Genomic DNA, 25,942 nt, shown 5'->3' on the forward strand with positions numbered 1-25,942 from the left:
GGTATCCCCGCGGAATTGAGCGTCGAGGTTCGCGAGCTCGCAGACCCCTACCTCAAACATCGCTCGACGACCTCCGCGCTAGGCACCCTCGACGCGTGAGCCGCCTCGAGCTGCGACTGCCTTCGCCATCGGTTTGCTTCTTGGAATCCCGGCAAGAAGGCTGCGCGCCATGATTCCACAGCCGTTGGCATCGATTCCGCGCTCAGCCTTCACTGAAGCGCGATCGCACCCAGTCCGTCGAAGGCGATCTCTCCCGACGACATACCCGGGACGAGGACGCAGGGCTGATAGCTGACGCCCGGCTGCCGCGCCGTGGCATCATCCGCCAGCAGCGCATCGGCCGCCACTCTGCCGAGGTTGTTCAGCTGGGGGTCGACCGATGTGAGGAATCGATCGGGGCTCCCGCTGTATTTCGACCAGTTGTCGTAGCCGACCAGCGCGATGTCGTCAGGAACCCGGACCCCCGCCTGCTCGAAGGCACGGGTGACGCCCAGCGCGATGTAGTCGTTGCCGCAGAACACGGCGTCGAACTCACCCAACCGGTCGAGAAGCTCGAGACCCGCTCGGTAGCCCCACGGGATCGTCCAGTCCCCGAACAGGGGCCCCGACAATGCGAGCTCGGTGCCGGCGTCAGCGAGTTCGTCGCGAAACCCGCTCAGACGATCCTGGACCGCCCGCGAATACGCCATCGCCGTCACGTGCGCGATCCGCATCTTCCCCCGACCGAGGAGGTGCGCAGCAGCCAGCCGACCCGCCTGCACGTCGTCAGGAAGGAAGCACGTGTCCTCTGGGTTGTCCGACAGCCCGAACACGTGGATCACCGGCGTCTGGAACGATTCCGATATCGACGGGAAAGGAACATCCGTACCGTCACCCACCACGATGATCCCGTCGACACGACGAGCCTGCAACGTGCGCAGGTTCTCCGGCCGGGCGGCAGCATTGTCCTCGTCGTCGTAGACGAGCACGGCGACGTCATGCTTGCTGAGCTCTGCGATGATGCCCGTGATGACCGGCGTCGAGAAGTTGCCCGATGCCTTCTGAGCGAGAACCCCGACCGTGAAGCTGCGCCCCAACGCGAACGACTGCGCGAGTGCGTTGGGCCGGAAGTCGAGTCGCCGCGCGGCCTCATGGATACGCTGCCGCGTCTCGACCGATACATGTCCGCCGCCGTTGAGCACGCGCGAGACCGTGGGCACGGAGACACCCGACTCTTCCGCCACGTCCTTCAATGTCACTGGCCTCATCGCTCTCCCTCCCGACTCCTCCTCATCCTCATCCTCATCCTCATCCTCATCCTCTCAGAATCCCACTAGCCGTCGCCGCCTGCCCCGTTGCTCAGGGCTCCATCAGATCGGAGATCGTCAACAGAGACACCCAAGCGTCGTTCATCGTCACTTCGGCGTCGGCGATCGCTCCTGCATGCGTGGATTCGAACGTCTCGCGCGCGAGGATCTGCGCGGCGATCATGCGGTCTTCGGCAACGGACATGTCCAGACCTTCCGCTACCTCCGGTCGAGCGCGGACAGCCTCATCCAAGGCGACCGGATCGCCCGTCAACGCGACGGCGTCCGCCTTCTCCTGCGCGGATGCCGCATCGGACATCTCCTGGAACTCGTACTGCGCGAGCGACTTCTCCACCGGACCGTAGAGAACCTCGCCGGCATCGGCAGCCGCCCGACGGGCTTCGTTGTCGGCGTTCCACCGATCGACCAAGCTCGCGAATGACGCATCATCGATCACGTCGAGAGCGACCGCACCGTGCCGACGGATGACCCCGTCGATGCAACGCGCAGCCCCCTGGTCGACGAAGAGCTCACCGACCGGGTTGTCCGGCACCGGGGCGGCTTCGTCTACGACCCATCCGCGCTTGGACGCGGTGTCCAGGACGCTCGCTCGAACCTGAGTGACGCAGTACCGGAACTCGTCCGCATGAACGGGCGTTCCCTCGACGGTCATCGCGATGTCGTTCGCTGCCACCTCCGGAGGCGATGGCGGCGGTGGTGCGGGAGTGCACGCGGAAAGCCCCAGCGCCAGGAAGACGGCGATGCCCACCGCCGTATACGGTCGTTTCACTGTTCCAACCCATCCGCGTCTCGTCACCGCTTCTGCTCCCGCCCGAGAGTGGGGCGTTCGAACGACCGATTCTCCGACCGTCCGAACGCCCGACAGCTCGACGACTATCCGCCTACACGAGCGAGGCTCAACGTGTCGCAGAAGCCGACGTCGAGCCCGTTCTCCTTGAGGCAGTAGACCTTCGCGGTGGTCGACGACGCTCCCACGGTGAACGGGACCGTGACCTTGGTCCAGGTTCCCGATGTGACGGCGCCGTACTGCTCGGGATTCCCGAAGTCGTACACCCCGATCCGCACCTCCTCACCCGGCTTCGCCACCCGGGCCCAGCCCGTGAGCTCGTAGGTCGCACCGGGAACCAGCCCGTTGACTACCTGTTCGACTCCGCGGTGGCCGTTGAGGTTCGTCTGCAACGTGAATGTGCCGTTCTGGGCACCCTGTCCGACGACGAAGTTGTCGTCGTCCGTCGCCCAGATCGGCTTCCATGCTCCGAGCACGCCCTGCTCGAATCCGCCGTTCTTCAGCAACGGGTCGACAGCGATGTCGTCGCAGTTCGATGCGGTCTGCGTGGGCTGATAGCAGTAGATCCGCGCAGACGTCGCGCTCGTCCCCGTCGTGAACGTCACCGTCTTCTGCGTGTAGCCGGTACTCGCGAACTGCGCGGCGAGATCACCGCCACCGAACTCCTTCACGCCGAGGTACGGCCCGCTCGTGGTCGTCGCCGACTTGCCCCACCCGGAAAGCACGTAGGTCGTGCTCGGCTGAAGGCCGGTGACGACCCGTTCTGCCGCACCTCCAGTGACAGACAGCGCCTTCGTCCCTCCATGCGCGTTTGAACTGGTCACCGACACCGTTCCATACGATGTCCAGCCGGTCAGGCCGTCTTCGAAGCCTCCGTTGCCGACCAGCGCGCCGGCGCGGGCCGCCTTCGCCACGACGGGACCGGAGTAGGCGCCGATGTTCGGAGCCGTCGTCGCCGACACCACGTTGCCCCAGTAGTCGCGACCTCCGTTTCCGGAGATGATGCGACCCGCCGAAATAGCCGGCGATCCGGCGGTCAACTTGTACCCGTCGACGGTGTGGAGACCGTCGCGGCCCGTTCCCGGGTCGGCGAGCAGTGGGTCCGCATTGATGGCGTTGGCATCCGCGGTCGGGCCGTTGAACCCGTGGTAGACGTTGCGGTCGACGGTGATCCCCCGGTCGGTGTCGAATCGCGTCAGGCCCGAGCCGACAAAGATGTTGTTGGCGATCAGCGAGTTCGCGGGAAGGCGGATGTCGAACGGGCGGTCCGGGTTGTAGAGGGTGTTGTTGTACATCTCCAGCTTGACGTTTCCGTTAGCCGAGTTGATGAACCCCTCGCCCTGGGACACGTTGTATCGAACGATCAGTCGGGGGATATCGGTCTGCGCCGGGCCGAAGCAGGTCAGGCACTCGAGATAGAAACCACCGGTGTTCTCATGGCTGTAGTTGTACTGGTAGGTGCACGAACCGGTGATGCCCCAGTCGCAGTCCCACCCCATGGAGTCCGGCCCTGGTTGCGTGCGAGCCGATTCATTGAACTGGAACACCGGGTTGGCGCTCGTGTAGGCCCAGATGCCGGCTATCGCGCCACGGTTGACCGCGTCGTATCCGGCGTCGTAGCTCACGTTGCGTTCGACGAGGGGGTCGATCGAGACGCCGATGAGGATCGAGTCGGCGGCCGCGCGATACACCGAGTTGCCTCTGATGACGACGTTGCGGTTGTGGTTGATGGTGTCGTCGCCGTTGGGTGAGCCGACGACGGCGATTCCCATCGACTTCACATCCCGGACCGCATTGTTCTCGATCGTGACGCCGTCGAAGTAGCCCGTGAGTCCGCTGGACTTCGCCGGGAGGCGCACTTGGATGCCGGCCGAGACGTAGCGGTCGCTGGCGTTTCTATCCGAACGCCCCGTGACGTCGTGAACATCGAGGTTCTTGATGGTGATGCCGGATCGTTTGACATTGCCGGTGTTCTCCACGAGAACACCGCTTCGCTTGCCCTCGGCCGCAGCGATGTTCGTCAGTTCCAGTCCGTCGACCGTCCAGTAGCTGACATCCCGCACGATGACAGGTGCCTCGACGGCGCCCCCGCCATTGATGATCGGCTTCGCGCCGGTGCCGTAGCTGGTCAGGGTGATGGGTTTCGCGGCTGTTCCGCTTCCCGCTGCCGCGAACGATCCGGTACAGCTCGTCCCGGCTTTGAGCCTGATGGCGTCCCCGGCGCCGAACGCGCCACCGGGGGCGTGGATCGCGGCGAGCGAGTTCCACGGATTGTTCTGTGTGCCGGTGCCGTTCGTCGGCGCCCCGCAATCGACGAAGTATGCGGTGTCGGCTGCGCGTGCGGGCGACGCGCCGAGCCCCGTCAAGGAGCTGAACGCCACAGCCACTCCGACGGCAGCCGTGAGCGCCGCCCTCAAGCGGCCTGTCTTGTGTCGCACTACAGCGACGGAGGGTGGAGCAGAATGCATCATTGCACTTCCCTTCTTCAGGCGATCGCGAGCGGATGCTCCGACCGGGATCAGGACTTCACGGCACCCGCCGACATGCCGGCGACGACATAGCGCTGCAGGAAGCTGAACACCAGGACCAGGGGCAGGACGCCGAGGAGCGCCGCCGGGAACAGCGTCGTCGGCTCCACGGTGTTCGGGTCGATCAGGGCATACGCATTCGCCATGATCGTGCGGTTCTGCTCACCCTGGAGAAACACGAGGGGAACGATCAGGTCGTTCCACACGACGAGGCTGATGAACGTCACCAGGGTCGCGGTCACGGGTGCCAGTAGCGGGAATATCACGACGAAGAAGATGCGAAGAGGACCCGCACCATCGATCGCGGCAGCCTCCTCGAGTTCCGTCGGAACCTGGCGCATGAAGCTGGTGTAGAAGAACACGGCGATCGGCAGGTTCATAGCCGTGTAAATGAGGATGACGCTGAGGTGCGTCCCCAGGATGTGCAGATCTCGAACCATAAGGTACAGCGGCGCGATGAGCACGTAGATCGGAATGGTCGTGCCGATGATGAACACGCGGTACATGGTGTTCGTCCAGGAGCGCCCGATCCGGCTCAGGGGGTAACTGGCCATGGCGCCGAAGGCGACAGTCAGCACACATGAGCTCACCAGGATTATCAGGGTGTTGGCGACGCTCTGCGCGTAGTTGATGCGCAGGAACGCATCCACGACGTTGTCGATGGTCAGGTGCTCCGGCCACCCCAGCGGATTCGCTGATACGTCAGCGGCCGGACGGATCGCGGTGAGCACCGCGAAGGCGAAGGGGATGAGGAGCAACGCGACACCGACGATGAGTCCGAAGTCGCCGAGCCGGCGTTTGCCCGCGTTCCAGAGACGGTGGTCGCGTGACCGGGTCGGGGCGGGGAGCGATGCGGTCATGAACTCAGATCCTTTTCTCGCGCATGCGCAGAATGGACGTGGCGACGCTGCTGAGCACCACGACGATGACGAGCAGGAGGACGGCGATCGTCACCCCGTAGGCGAACTCGCCCGCCCCGCCGAAAACCTTGCGGTAGACGAGGAGGGTGAGTGTCGTGGTGGATCCGGCCGGCCCGCCGTTGGTCAGGACGAACGGGAACTCGAACACCTTGAGCGAGCCGATCAGAGAGAGAGTGACGTTCACCGTGAGCGAAGGGGCGAGAAGAGGCCATTCGATCGTGCGGAACCTGCGGAACCCCGTCGCACCATCGAGGTCGGCTGCTTCCAGAACATCGGCGGGCAACGCGAGGTAGCCGGCGAGGAAGATCGCCGCGGAGTAGCCGGCGAACATCCAGATGTTGACCAGCGCCACCGCACCCAGGGCAGTGCCCGTCTCGCCCAGCCAGATGCGAGTGAGGGAGTCGAGCCCGAGGGTGCGAAGCACTTCATTGATCGTGCCGTCGGGCGCGTAAAGGTAGGAGAAGATAAAGGACGCCATAACCGGGGCGACGAGCGTCGGCATGAGGATGAGGACGCTGACCGGCTTGCGGATCCGCGGCCGGTTGTAGAGCGCTCGGGCCAGAAGCAACCCGAAGAGGTTCTGGAAGACGACGACGATGACCGCGTAGACGACGGTCGTGCCGACCGCGCGGATCACCTCCCCGTCGGTGAACAGCCGCAAGTACTGTTCGAGACCGACGAAGTCCGCCCGAGGACCCCCGCTGCTGTCCGTGAAGCTGAGCCAGAGCCCGTTCACCAGGGGGTAGAGGATGAGCAGCCCGTAGACGACGAGCGCAGGAAGGAGGAACCCGAGAGCGACGAGGGGACGTTTGGAGATCATGACATACCTTCAGCAGGAGCGGTGCGGCCGCCGGGGAGATGGCGACCGCACCAGGAACGGGGCTACTCCGCCTTCTTCGCGATCCCGTCCATCTCGTCGAGGAACTCGTCGACCGTGATCTCGTCGAGGAAAAGGGCCTGCAGGCGAGAACCCATCTGCGTCTGCACGTCGCCTGCCATCCACGTATTCGTCTGCATGAACCGATAGTTCCCGGCTTCATAGGATGCGAGGAACTCGCCCGTCGCGTCGCTCTTCGGGCTTGTACCCGATTCGAACGGAGAGATCGCGTTCTCCGCCTGGAGGAACAGATCGAGGTTCTCCGGCTGGGACCAGAAGTCCACGTATTTCGCTGCAGCATCCTTGACCGGAGACGCCTCGTTCACACCCCACATCGTGCCGACGAACAGCAGCTCGTTGGGGTCGCTCCCCGCCTCTCCGCCGGGCCACGCCGTGAACTGACTGTTGATTCCGGCCTCGGTGACGCCGCCGAGGTTCCAGGCGCCCTGGAGCCAGAAGCCCGTGTCGCCGGCTGCGAAGTCGTCTGCCCCCTGCGACCATTCGTCTTCGCCGAGCTCGGTCTTCCAATCGATGAAGCCCTGCTCCTGCAGATCGAGCAGTTGCTCGACGGCCGGCCTCCAGTCCGAGAAGCTGGCATCGCCCTGGTAGAACTCTTCGTCCCAGCCCTTGTCGACGGTCGTGGCCGCAGCGTTCAGCAACGCCATCGCTCCCGTCCACCCGGCCTTGTCCGGAAGGGTGATGGGATCGTGTCCGGCTGCCTTCAGCTTCGTGAGCGCGTCGACGAATCCGTCCCAATCGGTCGGAACTTCATTCACCCCCACCTCGCTGAGCAGATCCGTGTTCGAGTACAGGCCGACGCCGATGGCCTCCATGGGCATGCCGAGCACCGCATCGTCGTAGGTCGCGAAGCTCTCGACCTCGGGGATGATGTCGTCGGCCCATTCCGCAGAGGACTGATCCGCGAGGTATCCGGATTTCCCCCACGTCGCGAGGAGGTTGCTGTCCAGCATGATCACGTCGGCGGCGTTGCCCGCCAACAGCTCGGGTTGCACACGCTGCGAATACGCCTCGTTCGCGGGAACCGCCTCGAACTCGAGCTTGATGTCGGGGTTGGCCTTCTCGAAGGCCGCGTTGATCTCGGCGACGTTCGCCGGCTCACCTTCGCTCCCCTTCCACCCGTACACCTTCAGGACGGTCTGCCCGTCTTCGGTCGTCGTGGATGCCCCGCCGGATGAGCACCCGGCGAGAACCACTGCCGTCACCGCGATGGTGATGGCAGTGGTGGAACGGATGATGTGTCGCTGTGACTTCTTCATTGAAGGGCTCCTCGTCGGGACAGGAAGGAAGTACTCGGTTGCCTCAGCGCCAGGGAAGACGAGTTAGGCAACCGGTTGCCTTGTACTGCTGGCGAGTGTAGGTTGATGCGCGTCGCGTTGTCAAGCGACCAGCATCCGCAAGTGTCCCGGCTGCCGATGCCCCCGAACGAAGAGAAAGCAGATGACGATCGCCGCGCATCCCACTCCGGCTACGGCCGCCGAGATCTCCTCCCCCCATCCCCGTCTGGACTGGTTCCGCTCCACCTCGTTCGGACTTTTCATCCATTTCGATCAGGCGAGCCAGCTCGGAGTGGACTTGTCCTGGCCGATGGTAGGGCTCACCAGCGATGACGGCTCGGGGGTGCATGCGCAACAGGGCGTCGACTATCTGAGGGACGCCGACAGGTTCGACCCTCGGGAGTGGGATCCCCGCGCGATCGCGTCCGCAGCGAAGGCGGCGGGAATGCAATACGCCGTGTTCACGACGAAGCACCACTCGGGCTGGGCGGCATGGCCGAGCGAGGCGACGCCGCTGAACATCTCCACTTCGCCCTACGGTGCACGCGGAGGTGATCTCGTCCGCGAATACGTGGACGCCTTCCGTGACGCGGGACTGCGCATCGGGTTCTACTACTCGGTGTCTGACTGGTCAGATCCGGATTACCCCGCCTGGCGGGCGGAGTTCGCGCCGTACGCGTTCGAGGAGTATCCGCGCACGACGCCCACGAAGTGGTCCGCCTATCGCGAAGGGATGAAGGCGGAACTCACCGAACTGCTCACCAACTATGGGCGCATCGACCTGCTGTGGTTCGACGGAGGGTGGGAACGCACGGAGGAGGAATGGGACAGCGCGGATCTGGAAGCGCACATTCGGTCCCATCAGCCGGCCATCGTCCTCAACGACCGCCTGCCCGGTGTCGGCGACTACGTGACGCCAGAGCAGTCACTCCCCGCAGAGATTCTCGGCGACGCGTGGGAGGCGTGCATCACCATGAACAACACGTGGGGATGGGATCCGGACGACCATGACTACAAGACCCCCGCGCATCTGATCCGGACACTCGTCGACTGCGTCGCCAACGGCGGCTCGCTCCTCCTGAACGTGGGGCCGAGCAGCACCGGCGCTCTACCGCCGGAAGAAGAGACGACGCTTCACGAGATCGCCGGCTGGATGCGCACACACCGCGACAGCGTGATCGGTGCTCGACCAGGGCTCGAACCCTGGCAGTTCTACGGACCGACGACGACGAACGGCGACGATCTGTACCTTCACCTCATCGCCTGGCCGGACGAGACCACCACCGTGCGCGGCATTCGGCCCCGTTCTGTGCTCGGGGTGGAGCTCCTGACGACCGGGGAGGAACTCCCCTTCCGCGCCATCGTCGATCCTGCGCACGCCCGGAACGATGATCCGGTGGGCAACCTCCTCATCACAATTCCCCCGACTCGGCCTGCGGGACCCCTTCCCGTCGTCCGAGTGCGGTTCCGGCCGAACGGCTCGCCGCCGCCGCGCTTCTGATCCTCTTGGTGAATTACATTATTGATTCACTCGATTCAAAACTGTTATATTCAGCCACCGGGGGCCCGACGCCCCGAAGATCGCCCGCGCAGGCGAGGCCTTGTTCGCACCGACGACAGCTTCCCCTCGCATGACCTCTGCTGCGCCCTGCACTCAGGACGCGCCCATACCCAGGAGACTCTCGTGAAGAGGAAAGTCCACGCTGTGCTCGCCCGAACGATCGCTGCCATACTCGGGGCCGCAGGCCTCGCTCTCGGTGCGGCCACCCCTGCAGCGGCAGCACCCCCGTATGCGACCACCGCGTCGGTGAATTCCATCCAGTTCACCGAATCCGAGGTCGTGTCAGGGCGAGAAGCCCGGCTCGCTGGCAGCTGGTCGCTACCTGACAATCCCTCAGCCCCCGCGGGCTTCGTCGTCGACCTCCCCTCCGGCTTGCAGGGGCTGACCGATAGCTTCACGCTCGACGCTCCAGGCGGAGAGACCATGGGAACCTGCGTCGTGACCGCCACCCAGGTCGTGTGCGACATCGACTCGACCTACATCGCAGAAAATCCGCTCGGGCTCAGCGGAACCTTCGAGTTCTGGGCAAACGTCACCACCTCCGTGCGCGAGAACACCGCGACGACCTACGACTTCGGCGACGTCACCGCGGTCGTGACCGTGACCCCCTCCCCGGACCTCTGCACAGAGAACTGCGCGTTCCCCGGTCGTGACACGATCAAGGAAGGCTTCTACAACCGCGACGCCAACCAGATCGACTGGTACATCAAGCCGGCCGTTCCCGCATCGGGCATGGCCGGTGGGCAGCTGGTGACGATCGTCGACATCCTGGGCCCGCAGCAGCTGATCCTCAACGAGGCCCCCGCCGTCATCGAAGTGATGGCCACCAACGAAATCGTAACGAGCGAGTTGGGAAGCCAGTCACCGGGGAACTGGCATCCGCTGCCCTCCGCTGACCTCACCATCTCCCCCGACAACACGACGGTGTCATTCACCACGCGACAGGGCTTTTACTACGAGCTGCACATCGTCACGCAGGTCCTCGATGGCGGCACCCTCGGCACCTACGGCAACTCCGCAGAAGTCACAGTCGGAGGTGACGAGCCTGTCGAAATCAACGCGACCGTCGTCCGACAAGGCGGGGGCGGCACAGGGATCGGCGAAAGCGTAGGACGCTTCGCCATCACCAAGTCGGTGAACGGTCCTGCCGCGCTCGTTGAAGATCTCACCTACACCGGCAGTTACACGATCACTCTCCCGGACTCCACCACCCAGAATGGCACTTTCTCGGTCGCGAACGGCGCGACGTGGACGAGTCCCGACTTCCCCCGGGACTCCACCGTCCAGCTCATCGAGAACGACCCGGCGGCACCGCCCAGCATCTCGTGGATCGGGCACACGTTCTCCGTCAACAACTTCGCGCTCCTCGGAGGAACGCAAACCGACGTCACACTGACGAACGAGTCCGAGCTCGCAACTGGTGCGTTCGAAGCCTCGAAGGTGATCACAGGGGGTGCCGCCGGCCTCGTTCCCGATGACGCCACGTTCACCCTTCTCTACTCCTACCCGGAAGGGCCCGGCTTCCCGGCAGGTTCCGGCTCCCTCGAGCTTCCCGCCTCCGGAGAGACCGTGTCCTCCCCGCCGCTTCCCGTGACGGCATCAGTCACGCTGACAGAACTCACGCCGCCGGTCTACCCAGGCTTCACCTGGGGAACGGCGACGATCTCCCCAGCAACGTTCACGATCGATAGCACAGAGACCGCGACTTCGACCGTCACGAATGACACTGTGCTTCCCGCAGTGCCCCATGCCCCCGCACCCACGGCTGCCCCAGCCGCCGTGGTCCCCCCTGCCGCCGGCAGCCTGGCAACCACAGGCGGGAGCAAAATGGCCATCCCGGCATCCGCGGGGCTTCTGCTCGTGCTCGCCGGAGCTGCGCTCCGCCGAGCACGCCGAAATCCAAGCGCGCCCTAAATTGAACATTCTCCTATCGGCTGAAGCGAAACTGTAATAGACTCGCCAGACTTCCCGGCCTTCTGCCGACGGAAGGGAGCGGTTCACGTGCACGGACCGCTCGAAGGGTGTCGGATTCTCCCCATGATCCGGCACCCTTCCGTCGTCCAATGGCATCGCCCGTCACGAGGAAGCCATCTTCGCGGCCATGTTCGCCCGAAACTCTTCGTAGGCAGCCCGAACATCCGCTCCCGGCCAATTCTCTGGCAGCAGTTCGAGGGGAGCGGCGAGATCTTCGGTCAGAAGACGTACCGCGGCGACCGTGGCGCGGAATCGTTCGAAGGTGATCTCGGGCCCTGAGCGAACCTGCTCGACAACAGCCCGGGTAACGTCAGCCCACTCGTCGACATCCCAGATCCGCCGAAGAAGCGCCCCGGGATCAGCCGGCTCCGTGAGAAAGGACTCGAACTCCGTGCTGATCTCCAGGTCGGAGTCACGCAGGTTATCGGGACGCAGCCAGACACCCTCGCGCAGCTCGCCGAACCTCGACCGCTTCAGCGCCCGACGCGTCGCGGTCCGCTCAGCCGCGGTACGACCCCGCTCGGTCAGGACAACGACCCGCCATTGTCCGCGAGAAGGCTTCGTCGCGGGGCGGATGTGCTCACCGATGTTCCGATAACGCACAAGGTGCCGCCCGGCGAGAGTGTAGAGCGAGTCGACTACATCGATATCGCCGGTGGCAACTGCGCGCGAGATTGCAACCCGCATCGTGGCGGGCGAGACGTCGACGAGTTCGCCCGCCCGCAGGATCGCTTTCAAAGACAACGCAGGAGGCCGAGCACAGAACAGCAGGCTCAATAAGACAGAACGCGCGGAAAGCGAGGGTACGACGTCCTCTACGCGGCGCGCCATGCTCGTCCATTCTGCACGTTCGACGAGAGCGCCTCTCCCACTGAACCGCGCCTCTCCCATACGTCAGCATCATCCACATGCCGCTCAGCACTTCAGCCCAGCGCATGAAGACCTATCCCTGCAACTCTTCGAACGCCATGATACGGGCTGCCCACTGCGACGCGGCGCCTCGGACCGCGACATGCTCGACAACTACAGAGCCAGATCAAGGCATAGACGCTGACCATCACCCAAGGAAACAATCCGGGGCCGGGATCGCCGAGGCCGGGGAGGGAACTCGGCGATCCCGCTCGACGCAGCTCAGCGCACGAATGCGTCCGCTACGTCGAGCCCGGAGCGCGGGCGGTAGTGCTGCGGGGAATGGGCAGCACCTGCCATGGCTCCGGGGATCTATCTCACGATTCCTCGAAGAACCGTCCTGCCATGTTGCTGTGGGATCAACGATCCCCACCGCCGCCCCCACAGCAAGCAGCTCCGCGGCATCCGGGCATCGCACCCCGTGCGCACCGTCATCATCTCCCCCGAAACCTCGCCCACATCGCAACTACGCGGCCACCAAGCACCCCCACACCCCGGCAACCGCAGGCAAGGTCATCACGAAACTGGTGTTGGATGAACACAACCGTGGGCCTCACGCACTAGTGTAACAAAGTTCAGACAACTAGTAGAAATATGTAACACCTCTGCTCTTCCGCGTCGTCGCGGGCACGGCGTCGCGGAGCTGACGCCACGAGCGCCGGAACGAACGACGCGCGTCGCTAGGCAGCCATACCCGCTTGAAGGTCGGGATGCGGGGACGCTTCACCGCGTACAACCGATGGGCGACAGATACATCTGCCGTTCAGAACCGCAACGCGCCCCAGCGGCCCAAAGAGGTCGTGACATCCTAGCCATGGGTCAGGCCCAGGAGGCCACCTTCTCCTCTACCCGGAGTGGAGGAATGCCCGGGCTCCAAACGGGCACGTGCGCAACGGAGCCCGCTTCCCGGTGCGTGAGAGCGGGCTGCTGCACAAGCACCTGAGTTCGAGCCCCCGGTTACGGCCGCGCGCGGTCAGGCTGTCGCTCACAACCGAGATTCGATCAGTGTAGGTTCCTGCCCGGGATGACAGGGGAAGGGCGCGATTCCGCGGCAGTTGGCAACGGTATCGCAGCCGGGATTCCATGCGAGATGGCGGACTCCTACACGTCACCAGAACGTGCGATCACCTCGCCCAGGATGACGAGGACGATCGACCGGAACTAGTATTCCCCCACGACGGTCCGGTTCGTTCCGTCGAGGGTGACGGTACCACCGTGCGGAATGATCCACTGCGGACGGGTGTGTCCGAAAGGCACGCCCACGCACACGACCGCGGCGGGGTTATACCGGGCGACCTGTTCGATGATCGTTTCCCGCTGGGCGGCTCGCAGTCGCGCACGCTCGGCGGCGGGCGGCACGAGTGCGCCAAGTCCACTGACCGGAGGTCGGGCGACGAGCACACCGGCGACGACGTCGAACACTCCGCGCTCGCCCAGGGCGCGCACCCAGCGCTTGACATGAACTGCGGGCGGTGCCTGTCCGCCGGTCTCCAGCAGCAGGATCGTGCCCTCCAAGTCGCTCAGAGCGGGCATTCGACCGGCGACGGCGATCTGGTCGACGACTTCGATGCAACCGCCCCAGCTCCTCCCCGACACGGCAGCTCCTGGACCAGCCCAGGTCCATGCTTCAGTGGCCTCGCGCGCGCCGAATTCCGTCAGGGCGCGGGGATCGTCCCATGGATGCCCGAAGTCCTCGGACTCGCCGGGTTCGGTGAGCTCGAGCGTGCCGCCGTCGAGCAGGGCAGCGCGCAGCGACCGCAGGTGGACGTCGTCGAGGTGCGGGCCGGGCCCGAGATGCACCTGAGTGGATCCGCCGTAGAAGCTCGGCACGCCGAGATTCCAGAGCATGTTGTGCAGGTTCGTGTTGTCGCTGTAGCCGACGAACGGCTTCGGGTTCGCCACGAGCACGCCGGCATCGACGTGCGGAACCACCGTCACCTGGTCATCGCCACCGATTGTCGCCAGCACAGCCCGAATATCCGGGTCGGCGAACGCCGCGGTCACGTCGGCGGCTCGGGCCTCCGCACTCGCAGCCAACTGACGCGTAGTCGGGTACTCGACCGGGATCAGCCCCGTCGCCTCGGTCAGACGTCGCATCGCCTGCTCGTGCAGTGCGGGTGAGATCGCTGGAGCGGCGGATGCCGGCGAGATCACGGCGACACGGTCACCGGGACGTGCTTTGGGGACGGCTTCAAACCACCTCGTGACCATTCACCGATTAGACCAGACCACTAAGACCCGGATCAATGAACTTGAGCGCTTGGCAGTACTGCCAAGTGACTGACAAGTAGCGGTGGATCTTGCCATCTTCACGCGGAACTTACACTCAGTTGAAGTCGCCGCCGGGAGCCATGTCCATGAAGCGCGAGTAGTGACCCTGGAACGCGACGGTGATCGTGGCGGTCGGACCGTTACGGTGCTTGGCGACGATCAGGTCGGCCTCGCCCGGACGCACGTCCTTGTCGTAGACCGAGTCGCGGTGCAGCAGGATGACCATGTCGGCGTCCTGCTCGATCGAGCCGGACTCACGCAGGTCGCTGATCGCGGGCTTCTTGTCGGTGCGCTGCTCGGGACCACGGTTCAGTTGCGACAGGGCGATGACCGGGACCTGGAGTTCTTTGGCGATGAGCTTGAGGCTTCGCGAGAACTCCGAGACCTCTTGCTGTCGCGACTCGACGCGCTTGCCCGAGGTCATCAGCTGCAGATAGTCGATGATGACCATGCGCAGGCCCTCGCGCTGCTTGAGTCGACGGCACTTTGCACGGATCTCGACCAGCGTCATGTTGGGGCTGTCATCGATGTAGAGCGGCGCGTCGTTGATGCGGCCACGGGTCGCGGCGACGGTGGTCCAGTCACGCGGGTCGAGGTTTCCCTTGCGCATGTTCTGCAGCGGGATCTGGCCCTCGGCACTGAGCAGACGCATCGCGATCTCGCTCTTGCCCATCTCGAGCGAGAAGAAGACCGAGGGGATGTTGTGGCCGATGGATGCCGAGCGCGCGAAGTCGAGCGCGAGCGTCGACTTACCCATCGCAGGTCGAGCGGCGACGACGATCATCTGACCGCCGTGCAGGCCGTTGGTGAGTTCGTCGAGCTCCTTGAAGCCCGTCGGAACACCGGTCATCGATCCGTCACGGCCGCTGGCCGCCTCGATCTCCTCGAGCGCGGCGTCGACGGCGATCTGCAGCGGAACGTAGTCTTCCGCGGTCTCGGATCCGGTGATCGAGTAGATCTCGGCCTGGGCGTTGTTGACGATGTCGGTCGCATCGCCCTCGCCCGCGTAACCGAGCTGCACGATGCGGGTGCCGGCGTCGACGAGGCGGCGGAGGATCGCGCGCTCGGAGACGATGCCCGCGTAGTAGCCGGCGTTGGCCGCGGTCGGGACGATCGAGGTGAGGGTGTGCAGGTAGTCGGCGCCACCCGCCCTGCCGAGCTCGCCGGTCTTGATGAGCTCATCGGTGACGGCGACCACGTCGGTCGGCTCGCCATGCGAGTAGAGCGAGAGGATCGCCTCGAAGATCAACTCGTGCTTCGGAATGTAGAAGTCGGCGCCCTTGAGCGTCTCGATCACATCGGCGACGGCGTCTTTCGACAGGAGCATTCCGCCCAGTGCGCTCTGCTCGGCGAGAAGGTCGTGGGGAGGCGTGCGCTCCGGGCCGCGCTTCCCACCCGCGCGCTCCTCTGAGATGTCGGCGATCGACACAGTCTTCCCTTCGATGCGACGTTTCCGATGCGATGTTCTGATGAGGCGTTTCGATGAGGCGTTTCGACGGCTGGGCCTCTTATGGCTCTCGGCCGTGACGTCACCCTGCGCAGCAAAACAGGTGCCTCCGACATTCGGTCGCTCGCCCACGCTACGAGCGACTGTTTCCACATGCAACACGGCCTGTGGATAACTCTGTGGAGAGCGTGCGGACAAAGCCGGAGTGTCTGTGCAGAACGGGTGTGGATAACCCCGTGGAGGACCGCGAAACCAAACTTTTTTATGAGCCTTGACCTGGCTTTTCCTGTCTCCCCAGCCTGTGGATGAGAATCAGTTTAAATCGAGCCTTGAAGGTTGCCTCTCCCGGGAGGGGGATGTGTAGAACCTGGGGAAAGTCAAGCCGAGATTTCTCCGGGCGCGTCACACCCCGACATCCCCGGAAACGCGCGGAGAACCCCCTAGACAGGAACCCCGCGCGCGAGTATCGTCACCCGCAATCGATGCATCTGCGTCGACGTACGTTGCCTTCTGAGGGGGAGGTAGACGTGGACGTTCGGGCCACCCGACACGGCGTTCCTGCCGTCGCCTTCTGGGGTGCCATCGGCGTTCTCGCCTGGGCGACGCTCACAGTCCTCCTCGCAGGCGGATCCGCGCACGCCGACGAACAGGAAGATGGGCCGCTCGACGGGCTCACGTCGCTCGTCAGCAACACGGTTACAGCCGTCACGGCCCCCGTCGCCCCCATCGTCACGCAGGTCGTCGCCCCCGTCGTCACCCAGGTGGTCGCGCCCGTGCAGCAGGCCGTCCCCGCCGTGGTCACCACCGTGACGCAGCCGGTCGTGAACGCCCCGGTCGTCGGACCGGCGGTCACGCCCGTGGTTCACACCGTCACAGAGACCGCGACGGCGGTCGTCACACCCGTGACCGACGCGCTGACCGGCTCTCCGGTCTCGCAGATCACCGATCCGATTCTCGACACCGTGGCAGGCATCCCAGTGGTCGGCGGACTCGTCTCCGACCTCGGGCTGATCTCCGCTGTGGATGACGTCGTCGGTGTGGTCGACGACACCACCGCCCTTCTCGGGAACGTCACGAACGAGACGGTCCCGCCAGTGCTCGAAGCCCTCGACCCGACGACGTCGACGACACCCGAACCCGGTGAAGGTTCCGGGAGCGTCGCCGAGCCTGCGGTGAAGACGACCACCCTCATCATCACGACCGAGAACACCGCGGCGACGCCACCGGTATCACCGACGCCCGCGTCCTCGGCCGGAAGTCCGTCGTCGATCGCGCTCTCCACCACGATCGGTGCGACCCGAGCCGTCGACGACACCACTCCTGTGCCCACCGGCCCTCCGTCAGGGAGCCCGCCTGGTGCCACCGTTCCCGCGTCATCCTCTGCCGGTTCCGGCGGAGGCAACGGCGCTGGCCACGCGCGTCTCAGCGACGTGAACTCTTCTCCGCTCCGTGCTGGTGAGCGGACATCCGTGGCCTCCGACGACGAGCTTCCCTCATCGCCGGTCGCCGACACCGACGTCTCTCCTGACTGACGGATCGTCACGTCGTTCCCCCGGGAACGACAGAAGCCGTGCTGCGCGCGCACTTTGATCGCGCGCACCCTTCAGACGATCCACCTAGTCAGGAGAACGATCATGCGCACTTTCATCAAGCGAGCCCTATGGGGCGCGCTCATCGCCGGGGGCATCACGCTCCTCGGCGCGACGGCCGCGAACGCGGCTGAGACGACCGGAGACGACGGACTGCTCTCCGGCACACAGGCAGAGACCGCGATCACCGCGCCACTCTCGATCGTGAACAACGCGATCTCGGTAGTGGGCGATGCCGTCGCTTCGGCACCGGCCCCTGCACCCGCTCCGGCACCTGCACCGGCTCCGGCTCCTGCTCCCGCCCCAGCTCCGGCGCCGGCCGCCACCACCAGTGGCGATTCAGGCACGGCATCCGGTACTCAGGCCGCAGTGACCGTGAATCTTCCCGTCACCGTGTCGAACAACGCCGTGAGCGTGCTCGACACGTCAACGACCAGCGCCCCGGCCGCGACTCCCCAGAGCCCGGCTCCCCAGGCCGGGACACCGGCCGGGGCGCCCCTCGTGACCACGAACGGCCTGGATGGAGTGCTCTCGGGCACCCAGGCGCTGCTCGCGGTCAACGCACCGATCACCGTCACGGGCAACGCCGTGTCGCTGCTCGGCGACACCGAGAGCACCGCTCCGGCAGGGCAGGGAGCCGCAGCACCGGCATCCTCCGCACCCGTCGGCGCAGCGACCTCCGGCGATGACGGAATCGGCAGCGGGACCCAGGTGATCGCTCCGATCACGGCACCCGTGACCGTGTCCGGCAACGCGATCTCGCTGCTCGGTGACACGAGCTCGACCCGAGCCGGCACTGCCGGCGGTACCGGCTCATCCGCTCCCGCCACCGCGGCGGGCACTTCGGGCGACGACGCGATCCTCGGCGGCACGCAGGCCACTGCTCCCGTCACGGCACCGGTGACGGTGTCGGGGAACGCGATCTCGCTGCTCGGTGACAGCGCCACGACCGGCGCCGGCGGCACCACCTCCGCACCGGCCGCACCGGCCACCGGAGGTGGCACCACCACGGGAACCGACAGCGTCCTCGGCGGCACCCAGATCACCGCACCCGTCACAGCCCCCGTGGGCGTGACCGGCAACGCGATCTCGCTGCTCGATGACGCCACCGTCACCCGCACCGGCGGCACCACCACCACGCCGGCCGCACCGGCTGGCAGCGGCAGCACCACCACGGGAGCCGGCGGCATCCTCGGCGGCACCCAGCTGGCGCTGCCGATCAGCCTTCCGATCACGCTCGGCGGAAACGCCATCTCGGTGATCGGCGAGGCGACGGTGACCGACCCCGGCACGGGAACGAACCCGGGGACCGACCCCGGGACCGACCCCGGCACCGACCCGGGAACCAACCCCGGGACCGACCCCGGCACCAACCCGGGAACCGGCACCAACCCGAGCACGAACCCTGTCCGCACGACCGAAGCCGCCTTCGCCTCTGGCGCAGCGACGACCGGTCAGGCATCAGGGCTCGCGATGACCGGCGGCACATCGCCGGTCGGACTGATCACACTCGCCGCCGTCCTGATCCTTCTCGGAGGTGCGGGACTCCTGCGACGTCGCCGGCTGACGGCGTAGCGATGACGCCGGCGGTGCGGTCGCCCTCGGGGAGGAGAGCCCGCACCGTCGGTGCGCCGACGCGTCCACCCCATACGTCGACGGACTCGTAGCCCCCAGCTCACACCGTCGTTCGACGCCGGCGCAGAAGAGGCGGATGCCCCGTGGAAATCCCACCCACGGGGCATCCGTCGCGCCCGCACCGCGGCGAGATCAGGGGATGTCGTCGACCTCGCCGTAGGGGATGATCGCGGCGCGGTAGCGCTCGACGAGCTCACGCCATCCGAATCCCTCGGTGTACTCGTGCTCGTAGACGGCTTCGGTGAAGTGCCAGAGCAGATACGGGTGCGCGCCGAGGCCGTACAACGTGCCGTAGTCGCGGTTCACGAAAGCAGTGCGCTCCTCGGGGGTCAGCATCCGGTCGTCGGTGACCGCATCGGGTCCCGCTCCCCCGGCCAGCCAGCCGTCGACGAACCCCTCGGTGTCGGCGACGTAGGCGTTCACGTTCGCGGTGCTCATCTCGACGGCGCGGATGAACTTGTTCATCATGTACCGGCTCATGACGCGGCCCTCCACAGGAAGAACGGGCTGGAGGCGAAGCGCGAGGTCGTGGCCTCCGCCAGGTCGGCCGGGCGACCCTGCATCGCGGCGAGCGCTGCAACGATGTTCACGTACTGGTAGGTGACGTTGCCGGCGGCCATGATCCGGTCGTACCGGCATCCGGCGATCGCCCCGTCGAGGTCGCCGTCGCGCATCCAGGCAACTGCTTCGGCGTCGAACTCCGGGTCGGGCGAGCCGTTGAACGTGCGGGGTCCGCCGACGTCGGTGGCCATGTGGCCCGAGGTGAGCAACCCCACCCTGACATCGCTGTCCCAGGACTCCACCGCGGTGCGCAGGTGCTGCCCGAGCGCGGCGAAGCGTGCGGCTGTGGGCAGCGGAGGCAGGATCGAGTTCGCGTGGATCGGCACGATCGGCAGGTCGAGCTCTGGGCGCACGTATTGCAGCGGCAGCACGAAGCTGTGGTCGAGTCGCCACTCGTGCGACACCGAGAAGTCGATCGTCTCGGGCAGCACCTCGCGGCCGGTGATCTGCGTCGCCAGCTCCGGGTTGCCGGTGAGCTCGGCGTACTCCATGCCGAAGGTGCGCACCTCGTTCTCGTAGGTGCCGTGGTACGACGCGGCCTTGCCGACGATGAACGCGGGCGAGTTGTCGGAGAAGAACTGCCGCACGTGGTCGGTGCCGAGCACGATGAGCGTGTCGACGCCGGCATCCGTGATCGCGTCGCGGATGCGACCGAAGTTCGCCTCGACCTGGACGAGATCGTCCGGCACCGGTTCGCGCATCGCCCGCCACAGCAGCGGATTGTGCGGGGTCGCCGCGGCCATCACCAGTTCAGCCACGATCGGCTCCTTCCTTCGCGCTCACAGTCGGAACAGCTTGCGTGCGTTGCCGAGCAGGATCTTCCGGCGCGACTCCTCCTTGAGTCCGAGCTCGTCGAACTCGGCCATCCAGCGATCCGCGGTCATCACGGGCCAGTCCGACCCGAAGAGCACCCGGTCGGAGATCAGCGAGTCGGCATATCGGACCACCTCGGGCGGCAGATACTTCGGCGCCCAGCCGGACAGGTCGAGGTACACGTTCGACTTGTGCCAGACCATCGCCAGGTTCTCGAGGTGCCACGGCCAAGCCGGGTGCGCGCTGATGATGTTCAGCTCGGGGAACTCGGCCGCCACGTCGTCGATGTAGGGCACGGGGCGGGCGTTCTCGAGACGGTAGCCGCCACCGCCAGGGGTTCCCGCACCGGCACCGGGGAATCCGGAGTGGAACATGACCACGAGTCCGAGCTCGGCGCAGGTCTCCCAGATCGGGAAGAAGCGCCGGTCGTTGGCGAGGAACTTCTGCCGCGACGGGTTGAGCTCGCCGACGCCCTTGATGCCGTACTCGGCGTGCATCCGACGGATCTCGGCGACCGCGGCCTCGCCCTTCCACGGGTCGATGCCGGCGAAGGCGAGGAACACGTCGGGGTGGTCCTGTTGCGCCTTGCCGAGCAGGTCGTTGGGCGCGCCCTTGATGCCGCTCGTGGTCTCCGAGTCGGAGTTCACGATGACGGCCATCATCTTGCGGTCGCGGTACTGGTCGGCCTGCTCGGCGAACGACACGACCGGCCGCTCGCGCCCGAAGTGCGCCGACATCTGGGAGTGCCGCTGACCCATCGCGGCGATGAACTCCTCGGTCTGCGGGTGGGTGTGCACGTCGATCGCGACGAGGTCGTCGATACCGGTCATCAGGCTGCCCCTTCCTTCGCTCGTGCAGGTTCGGATGATCCTGCTCCGGACTGCAGCCCGGTGATCTCCTCGGTATCGGCGCCGAGCGCGGGCGCGTAGCGCAGCTCCGGGCGCCCGGAGCGCTGGAATCGGATGCTGGGCACGGGCACGCGCAGCGCGCCATCCGGCCCCTCGATCTCCTCGACCAGCCCCATGCTCGCGATCTGCGGATCGTCGAACAGGTCGCCCATCGTGTTCAGCGGACCGTGCGGGATGTCGTGCGCGGCGAGTCGGTCGAGCCAGTACTGGCGGGGCCTGGTGGCAGCGATCTCCTTGAGCACGACGTCGAGTTCGTCGTAGTTGCGCACGCGGCCCTCGCGTGTCGAGAAGCGCGGGTCTTCGGCGAGGTCGGGCCGCTCGAGCACGTCGAGCAGGCCGGTCCAGAACTTCTCGGGCACCGACATGTGGATCACGAATGCCTTGTCGTCCGAGCCCCGGCAGGCATAGGCCTGCGCACGACGAGGCCGTGAGTCGGGCGACGAGACCTGCCCTGTCTCCAGGAACGCGGAGGCCGACTCGGTGAGGAAGTCGAGCAGTGCACCGACCATCGTGACCTCGACGTGCTCGCCCACCCCGCTCACGTCACGGGCGTGGAGTGCGGCGAGCACGGCCTGCACGGCCGACATCCCCGACAGCAGATCGGAGAACGCCGGTCCCAGCGGGCGGATCGTGGATGCCGGAACGACCTGGCTGTACATGCCACCGGTGGCCGAGATGACGGTGTCGTAGGCGGGTCGCTTCGCCGCGGGGCCGGTCGCACCGAAGCCGGTGATCGAGCACGTGATGACCCGCGGGTTGCGGGCGTGCAGGGCCTCGGGGCCGAACCCGAGCCGCTCGGCCACGCCGGGGCGGAAGTTGTCGAGCACGATGTCGGCGTCATCCACCAGGCCGAACAGGGCGGCGAGGCCCTCGGCGCTTTTGAGGTCGAGGACCACTCCGCGCTTGCCCCGGTTGTAGGCGGCGAACTGCGGGCTCATGGTTGCTCGGCCCTCCCACCGGCGCATCGGGTCGCCCTCGGGCGACTCGACCTTGACGACGTCGGCGCCGAGGTCGGCGAGCAGCTTGGCGGCGAACGGGCCCGAGATGTACTGGCCGAGCTCGACCACGCGGATCCCGGCCAGCGCTCCGGCGCCCGGGGATGCAGTACTCGTCACTTGTGGTCTCCTCTTCGGTCCTGAGGGCGGTCAGCGCACATCGACGACGACCTTCCCGTCGCCCTTGCGGGGGAAATCGCGATACGCCGTGGCGATGTCGTCGAACGCATAGCGCCGGCCGACGAGCGAGGGCAGCGCACCGGCGGCAGCCAGCGCGAGGGCTTCGGCCACGTCGTCGTAGCGCGCGCTGGCCACGCCGAACAGTCGCTTGCGACGCAGGTAGAAGTCGCGGGCATCGATGCGCAGATCACTGTCGACGGATGCCGCGCAGAACACGGCACGACCGCCCCAGCGCAAAGCCGAGATCCCGGCGCTCAGGGTCGGAGCGTGGCCGGAGACATCGAGCACGACGTCGAACCCCTCTCCCCCGTCCAGCGCCGCAGCCAGGGACGCTGCACCCGATGCCTGAACGACCTGCTCGTCGCCGAGCGGGGAGAGGGTACGTCGCGAAGCCGCGACCACCTGGGCGCCGCGAGCGAGCGCGATGGCCACCGCCGCACGCCCGAGCGTTCCGCCCGCGCCGGTGACGAGAACCCTGTCTCCGGCGGCGAGCGCGACCGTGCGCACGGCGTTGATCACGATGGAGGCGCTGTGCACCACGGCGGTCGCCTGCGCGGCGTCGAGACCATGACGGTCGATCGCATTACGCGTCGGCACCGCGACGTACTCTGCCGCTCCGCCGTCGCGATGCACGCCCACGACGGTCTGCTTCGGGCAGTCGGCTTCGTCTCCGGCCTCGCAATGGGCGCACTGCCCGCAGGCGATGTTGGGTTTGACGACGACGGTCTGCCCGATCCGCCCCCGGTCTACGCCCGCTCCGACCGCGACGATCTCGCCTGCGGGATCGATCCCGAGGATGCGGGGCAACTGCGCCTGTACGCCTGGGCCGATGCCGGCGATGACGTTGAGGTCGAGCTGATTCACGCCGACGGTCTCGACGCGCACGAGCACCTCGCCCGCACCGGGTGTCGGCACGTCCGTCTCCGTGACGGTCAACCCGTCCACGTCATGACGGCTCAGCACGGCGGCACGCATCTTCACCTCTTCATCGCGGGAATCTGTTTGGGATACTGTATCCAATTTTCATCACGGCCGTCTACACCCTGTTCGAGCACGATATCCCGCAAACCATGGACACGGGGTTCCAAATTGGATACCGTATCCCAAAATCCGCGTGAGGCGCCCCACTCCACGGAGGAGTCGCACGCACTTGCCCGAATGGAGAGTCATGCGCACGACACGAAACAGACTCGGCATCGCCGTGGTCGGGGGCGCAGCAGCACTGACGCTGCTCGCCGCCTGCGCCTCGCCGACGCCGACACCGGAAGGCCCCGTCGACCTCGGCGACGGCGAACCCGGCGCGGCGGAGGACACCAGCATCACGGTGGCCATCCCCTTCCCCGACATCACGATGTACTCGATGTTCACGCTCGCGACCGACCTCGGCTACTACGAAGACGAGGGCCTCACCGTCGAGGTCATCACCGCCGACAACGTCACCGCAGCGGTCGCCAGCGGCAGCGCCGACATCGGCGTCGAGTCGACCGGCACCGTGATCGACGCCATCCGCGGCGGAGTCGAGATCGACCTCGTCTCCGGGCACTACTGCCGGCAGAACTTCGACTTCGCGGTGCAGTCCGACGTGAAGAGCGTCGACGACCTCGACGGCACCTCGATCGTGCTCGCCGGCACCCCCGGCGATCCCGCCGAGTTCCAGCGCGCCCAGGTGCTGAAGGAAGAGGGCTGGGACGTCTCGTCGATCAACGCCGAAGTCGTCTACCCCGGGCCCGGATCGGAGTCGTGGACGGAGTTCTTCGTCAACGACAAGATCACCCTGCAGCCGTTCTACGCCGACGACCGGGCCGCCCTCGAGGAGCACGGCGCGAACATCGTCGTGGAGTCGCTGCGCAACTGGGCCAACGACGTGCAGATCGCCGGCACCAAGTGGGCGCAGGAGAACCCGAATACCCTGGTCCGGTTCTTGCGCGCAACGCTCAAGGGCACCGACTTCATGACGGCGCCTGCGCCGGGCGAGTTCCCCGAGAACGCGGAGGAGGCGCTGGACATCTACGAGGCCAACGACTTCGACGTCGCGGAGCTGCGTGAGTCGGACAGCGTCTGGATCCTCGACGGACACCTCGCCTGCCCGAACCTGTACTTCGACGACGAAGCCTGGGACACCACCATCGAGACGCAGAAGCTCGAGCCGCTCGAGTTCGACTCCGACCAGCTCGTCTACCTCCGCAAGGCGCAGGAACTCCTGGGCCTCGACAACGAGGGACCGGCCACGCTGACCTACCCGTGAGTCGCTGACTCGCACGAAGAGGCCCCACCGTTGCGCATGGCGGTGGGGCCTCTTCGTGTGTGGATGATGCAAACCGATCAGTTTGATCGTTTGGTACCATAAGACCATGACTGATGTGCTGCCCGTCTCCGATGCCAAGCGTCAGCTCGGCGCGCTCGTCGATCGCGCCCACCTCACGCACGAGCCCGTGTTCCTGTCCCGCCGAGGGCGTCGCGTCGTGGCCATCGTCGACGCAGATGAGTTCGATCGACTTCGCGAGATCGCCGAGGACGCCGAGGACGCGGCCGCCGCCGTGGCAGCACGCCGCGAAGCTGCGGAGACCGAATCACTCCCCGTGCCGTGGGAGGAAGTGAAGGCGGAACTGGGGCTCGTGTGAGCTACCGGATCGACATCGCGGCGCCGGCGCAACGGCAGTTGCGAAAGCTGGATCCGCAGGCCCGACGTCGCGTGCAGGCGGCGATCGAACTCCTGTCGGAAGAACCGCGACCGCCTGCGGCGAAGATGCTCGTCAACAGCGATGGCGCGTGGCGCGTGCGCGTGGGCGACTATCGGGTGATCTACGACATCGAGGACAATCGCCTGGTCGTGCTCGTCCTCGCCGCCGGGCATCGCCGCGAGATCTACCGCTGAGCGAGTAGCCCAACGACCGCGGCGGGATAGAGGGGCAGGGCCTCGGCGTCATCATCGAAGCTGCGCCAGACGACGGGAACCACCGCCCCGTCGCTCTCCGTGAGCGTCGCGCCCACCGCCGCCGGTTCCGGGTCGAGGCGGCCGGCGTACAAGAAGACGATCTCGTGCCCGACTTCGCCATCGATCCGGAAGATGTTCTCCACCACCCCGAGGTAGCTCAGATCACGGATCGTCGCCGACAGCTCCTCACGCACCTCGCGCCGGACCGCATCGATGTGGGTCTCGCCAAGCTCGACGCTACCGCCGATGAGTCGGTGATATCCGCCCGGATTCTCTGCGGTCGAGGAGTTGACACTGACCGCGTGGGCGGTCCCCTGCGCGTTCGGTGCGACGAGCATCGCCTTGACGCGGATATGGTTTCGATCGATCGACACCCGGCCACGCTACGCCAGCCCGTTTCGAATCGCGCAAGTGGTCGTATTTCGACGCCAGATGGGACCATTCGCGCGA

General features: G+C 66.1%; 22 protein-coding genes. 7 read left to right on the plus strand and 15 right to left on the minus strand.

Going from position 1 to position 25,942, the window contains the following annotated elements; genetic code table 11:
• Positions 1-209: 209 nt before the first annotated feature.
• The 6 genes from CQ040_RS18695 to CQ040_RS18720 form a co-directional block, all read right to left on the minus strand.
• The gene (locus CQ040_RS18695) at positions 210-1,238 is read right to left on the minus strand and encodes a LacI family DNA-binding transcriptional regulator (RefSeq protein WP_181157036.1); all 1,029 of its coding nucleotides are present in this window, start codon (positions 1,236-1,238) and stop codon (positions 210-212) included.
• Between the two features lie 100 nt (positions 1,239-1,338).
• A complete protein-coding gene (locus CQ040_RS18700; protein ID WP_105528276.1) occupies positions 1,339-1,980 on the minus strand; it encodes a hypothetical protein in 642 nt (213 codons plus the stop codon).
• A 200-nt stretch (positions 1,981-2,180) separates the two neighbouring features.
• Positions 2,181-4,511, minus strand: coding sequence for a carbohydrate binding domain-containing protein (locus CQ040_RS18705; RefSeq protein ID WP_146113953.1), 2,331 nt, complete (start codon positions 4,509-4,511; stop codon positions 2,181-2,183).
• Positions 4,512-4,612: 101 nt separating this feature from the next.
• Positions 4,613-5,482, minus strand: coding sequence for a carbohydrate ABC transporter permease (locus tag CQ040_RS18710; RefSeq protein ID WP_105528278.1), 870 nt, complete (start codon positions 5,480-5,482; stop codon positions 4,613-4,615).
• A gap of 4 nt (positions 5,483-5,486) precedes the next feature.
• Positions 5,487-6,362, minus strand: coding sequence for a carbohydrate ABC transporter permease (locus tag CQ040_RS18715; protein WP_105528279.1), 876 nt, complete (start codon positions 6,360-6,362; stop codon positions 5,487-5,489).
• A gap of 62 nt (positions 6,363-6,424) precedes the next feature.
• Complete coding sequence (locus CQ040_RS18720; protein WP_105528280.1) at positions 6,425-7,696, minus strand: ABC transporter substrate-binding protein; 1,272 nt, start codon at positions 7,694-7,696, stop codon at positions 6,425-6,427.
• A gap of 181 nt (positions 7,697-7,877) precedes the next feature.
• Between CQ040_RS18720 and CQ040_RS18725 the strand changes: the two genes are divergently transcribed.
• Positions 7,878-9,215, plus strand: coding sequence for an alpha-L-fucosidase (locus CQ040_RS18725; protein ID WP_105528281.1), 1,338 nt, complete (start codon positions 7,878-7,880; stop codon positions 9,213-9,215).
• A gap of 183 nt (positions 9,216-9,398) precedes the next feature.
• Positions 9,399-11,189, plus strand: coding sequence for a DUF5979 domain-containing protein (locus CQ040_RS18730; protein ID WP_146113954.1), 1,791 nt, complete (start codon positions 9,399-9,401; stop codon positions 11,187-11,189).
• A 162-nt stretch (positions 11,190-11,351) separates the two neighbouring features.
• On the opposite strand, the gene CQ040_RS18735 is transcribed toward CQ040_RS18730, so the two are convergent.
• The 3 genes from CQ040_RS18735 to dnaB form a co-directional block, all read right to left on the minus strand.
• A complete protein-coding gene (locus tag CQ040_RS18735; protein WP_146113955.1) occupies positions 11,352-12,080 on the minus strand; it encodes a PaaX domain-containing protein, C- domain protein in 729 nt (242 codons plus the stop codon).
• Between the two features lie 1,239 nt (positions 12,081-13,319).
• The gene (locus tag CQ040_RS18740) at positions 13,320-14,369 is read right to left on the minus strand and encodes a S66 peptidase family protein (RefSeq protein WP_105528284.1); all 1,050 of its coding nucleotides are present in this window, start codon (positions 14,367-14,369) and stop codon (positions 13,320-13,322) included.
• 115 nt (positions 14,370-14,484) lie between these two features.
• Positions 14,485-15,858, minus strand: a complete 1,374-nt coding sequence (dnaB, locus tag CQ040_RS18745; protein WP_028501110.1) for a replicative DNA helicase — start codon at positions 15,856-15,858, stop codon at positions 14,485-14,487.
• Positions 15,859-16,403: 545 nt separating this feature from the next.
• Here dnaB and CQ040_RS18750 point away from each other — a divergent pair.
• Both CQ040_RS18750 and CQ040_RS21205 read left to right on the plus strand, forming a co-directional pair.
• Positions 16,404-17,408 carry a hypothetical protein gene (locus tag CQ040_RS18750; RefSeq protein WP_105528285.1) on the plus strand — a complete coding sequence of 335 codons (1,005 nt, stop codon included), beginning with the start codon at positions 16,404-16,406 and terminating at the stop codon, positions 17,406-17,408.
• A 102-nt stretch (positions 17,409-17,510) separates the two neighbouring features.
• Complete coding sequence (locus CQ040_RS21205) at positions 17,511-19,040, plus strand: DUF320 domain-containing protein (RefSeq protein ID WP_146113956.1); 1,530 nt, start codon at positions 17,511-17,513, stop codon at positions 19,038-19,040.
• 192 nt (positions 19,041-19,232) lie between these two features.
• Here CQ040_RS21205 and CQ040_RS18770 read toward each other — a convergent pair whose 3' ends face one another.
• Genes CQ040_RS18770 through CQ040_RS18790 form a run of 5 tightly spaced genes read right to left on the minus strand, consistent with a single transcriptional unit; the run spans position 19,233 to position 23,532 of the window.
• Positions 19,233-19,580: a hypothetical protein gene (locus CQ040_RS18770; protein WP_105596260.1), complete on the minus strand. Its 348-nt coding sequence runs from the start codon at positions 19,578-19,580 to the stop codon at positions 19,233-19,235.
• On the minus strand, positions 19,577-20,419 hold the full coding sequence (locus tag CQ040_RS18775; RefSeq protein ID WP_105528290.1) for an extradiol ring-cleavage dioxygenase: 843 nt from the start codon (positions 20,417-20,419) through the stop codon (positions 19,577-19,579). The genes CQ040_RS18770 and CQ040_RS18775 overlap by 4 nt, the downstream gene beginning before the upstream one ends.
• A 21-nt stretch (positions 20,420-20,440) precedes the next feature.
• Entirely contained in the window at positions 20,441-21,304 is an 864-nt protein-coding gene (locus CQ040_RS18780) for an amidohydrolase family protein (protein ID WP_105528291.1), read from the minus strand.
• Positions 21,304-22,497 carry a CaiB/BaiF CoA-transferase family protein gene (locus CQ040_RS18785; RefSeq protein WP_105528292.1) on the minus strand — a complete coding sequence of 398 codons (1,194 nt, stop codon included), beginning with the start codon at positions 22,495-22,497 and terminating at the stop codon, positions 21,304-21,306. The genes CQ040_RS18780 and CQ040_RS18785 overlap by 1 nt, the downstream gene beginning before the upstream one ends.
• A gap of 30 nt (positions 22,498-22,527) precedes the next feature.
• Positions 22,528-23,532, minus strand: coding sequence for an alcohol dehydrogenase catalytic domain-containing protein (locus tag CQ040_RS18790; RefSeq protein WP_146113957.1), 1,005 nt, complete (start codon positions 23,530-23,532; stop codon positions 22,528-22,530).
• Between the two features lie 193 nt (positions 23,533-23,725).
• On the opposite strand from CQ040_RS18790, the gene CQ040_RS18795 reads away from it, so the two are divergent.
• The 3 genes from CQ040_RS18795 to CQ040_RS18805 all read left to right on the plus strand — a co-directional run bounded on the left by CQ040_RS18795 (position 23,726) and on the right by CQ040_RS18805 (position 25,432).
• Complete coding sequence (locus CQ040_RS18795) at positions 23,726-24,802, plus strand: ABC transporter substrate-binding protein (protein ID WP_105528294.1); 1,077 nt, start codon at positions 23,726-23,728, stop codon at positions 24,800-24,802.
• 106 nt (positions 24,803-24,908) lie between these two features.
• Positions 24,909-25,178 carry a type II toxin-antitoxin system Phd/YefM family antitoxin gene (locus tag CQ040_RS18800; protein ID WP_055871358.1) on the plus strand — a complete coding sequence of 90 codons (270 nt, stop codon included), beginning with the start codon at positions 24,909-24,911 and terminating at the stop codon, positions 25,176-25,178.
• On the plus strand, positions 25,175-25,432 hold the full coding sequence (locus tag CQ040_RS18805; RefSeq protein ID WP_105528295.1) for a type II toxin-antitoxin system RelE/ParE family toxin: 258 nt from the start codon (positions 25,175-25,177) through the stop codon (positions 25,430-25,432). The genes CQ040_RS18800 and CQ040_RS18805 overlap by 4 nt, the downstream gene beginning before the upstream one ends.
• On the opposite strand, the gene CQ040_RS18810 is transcribed toward CQ040_RS18805, so the two are convergent.
• Positions 25,423-25,866 (minus strand): NUDIX hydrolase, encoded by a 444-nt coding sequence (locus CQ040_RS18810; protein WP_105528296.1) that lies wholly within the window; start codon positions 25,864-25,866, stop codon positions 25,423-25,425. The two genes, CQ040_RS18805 and CQ040_RS18810, sit on opposite strands and share 10 nt — an antisense overlap.
• Positions 25,867-25,942 lie beyond the last annotated feature (76 nt).

This window comes from Microbacterium sp. MYb54, assembly GCF_002979515.1.
In the GTDB taxonomy this organism is placed as follows: Bacteria; Actinomycetota; Actinomycetes; order Actinomycetales; family Microbacteriaceae; genus Microbacterium.

Excerpts from the sequence above, each read along its gene's own strand:
- CQ040_RS18710 (WP_105528278.1), bottom strand. The coding sequence starts at position 5,482 with ATGACCGCATCGCTCCCCGCCCCGACCCGGTCACGCGACCACCGTCTC.
- CQ040_RS18715 (WP_105528279.1), bottom strand. The coding sequence starts at position 6,362 with ATGATCTCCAAACGTCCCCTCGTCGCTCTCGGGTTCCTCCTTCCTGCG.
- CQ040_RS18720 (WP_105528280.1), bottom strand. The coding sequence starts at position 7,696 with ATGAAGAAGTCACAGCGACACATCATCCGTTCCACCACTGCCATCACC.
- CQ040_RS18725 (WP_105528281.1), top strand. The coding sequence starts at position 7,878 with ATGACGATCGCCGCGCATCCCACTCCGGCTACGGCCGCCGAGATCTCC.
- CQ040_RS18735 (WP_146113955.1), bottom strand. The coding sequence starts at position 12,080 with ATGGCGCGCCGCGTAGAGGACGTCGTACCCTCGCTTTCCGCGCGTTCT.
- CQ040_RS18740 (WP_105528284.1), bottom strand. The coding sequence starts at position 14,369 with ATGGTCACGAGGTGGTTTGAAGCCGTCCCCAAAGCACGTCCCGGTGAC.
- CQ040_RS21205 (WP_146113956.1), top strand. The coding sequence starts at position 17,511 with ATGCGCACTTTCATCAAGCGAGCCCTATGGGGCGCGCTCATCGCCGGG.
- CQ040_RS18770 (WP_105596260.1), bottom strand. The coding sequence starts at position 19,580 with ATGAGCCGGTACATGATGAACAAGTTCATCCGCGCCGTCGAGATGAGC.
- CQ040_RS18780 (WP_105528291.1), bottom strand. The coding sequence starts at position 21,304 with ATGACCGGTATCGACGACCTCGTCGCGATCGACGTGCACACCCACCCG.
- CQ040_RS18790 (WP_146113957.1), bottom strand. The coding sequence starts at position 23,532 with ATGCGTGCCGCCGTGCTGAGCCGTCATGACGTGGACGGGTTGACCGTC.
- CQ040_RS18795 (WP_105528294.1), top strand. The coding sequence starts at position 23,726 with ATGCGCACGACACGAAACAGACTCGGCATCGCCGTGGTCGGGGGCGCA.
- CQ040_RS18800 (WP_055871358.1), top strand. The coding sequence starts at position 24,909 with ATGACTGATGTGCTGCCCGTCTCCGATGCCAAGCGTCAGCTCGGCGCG.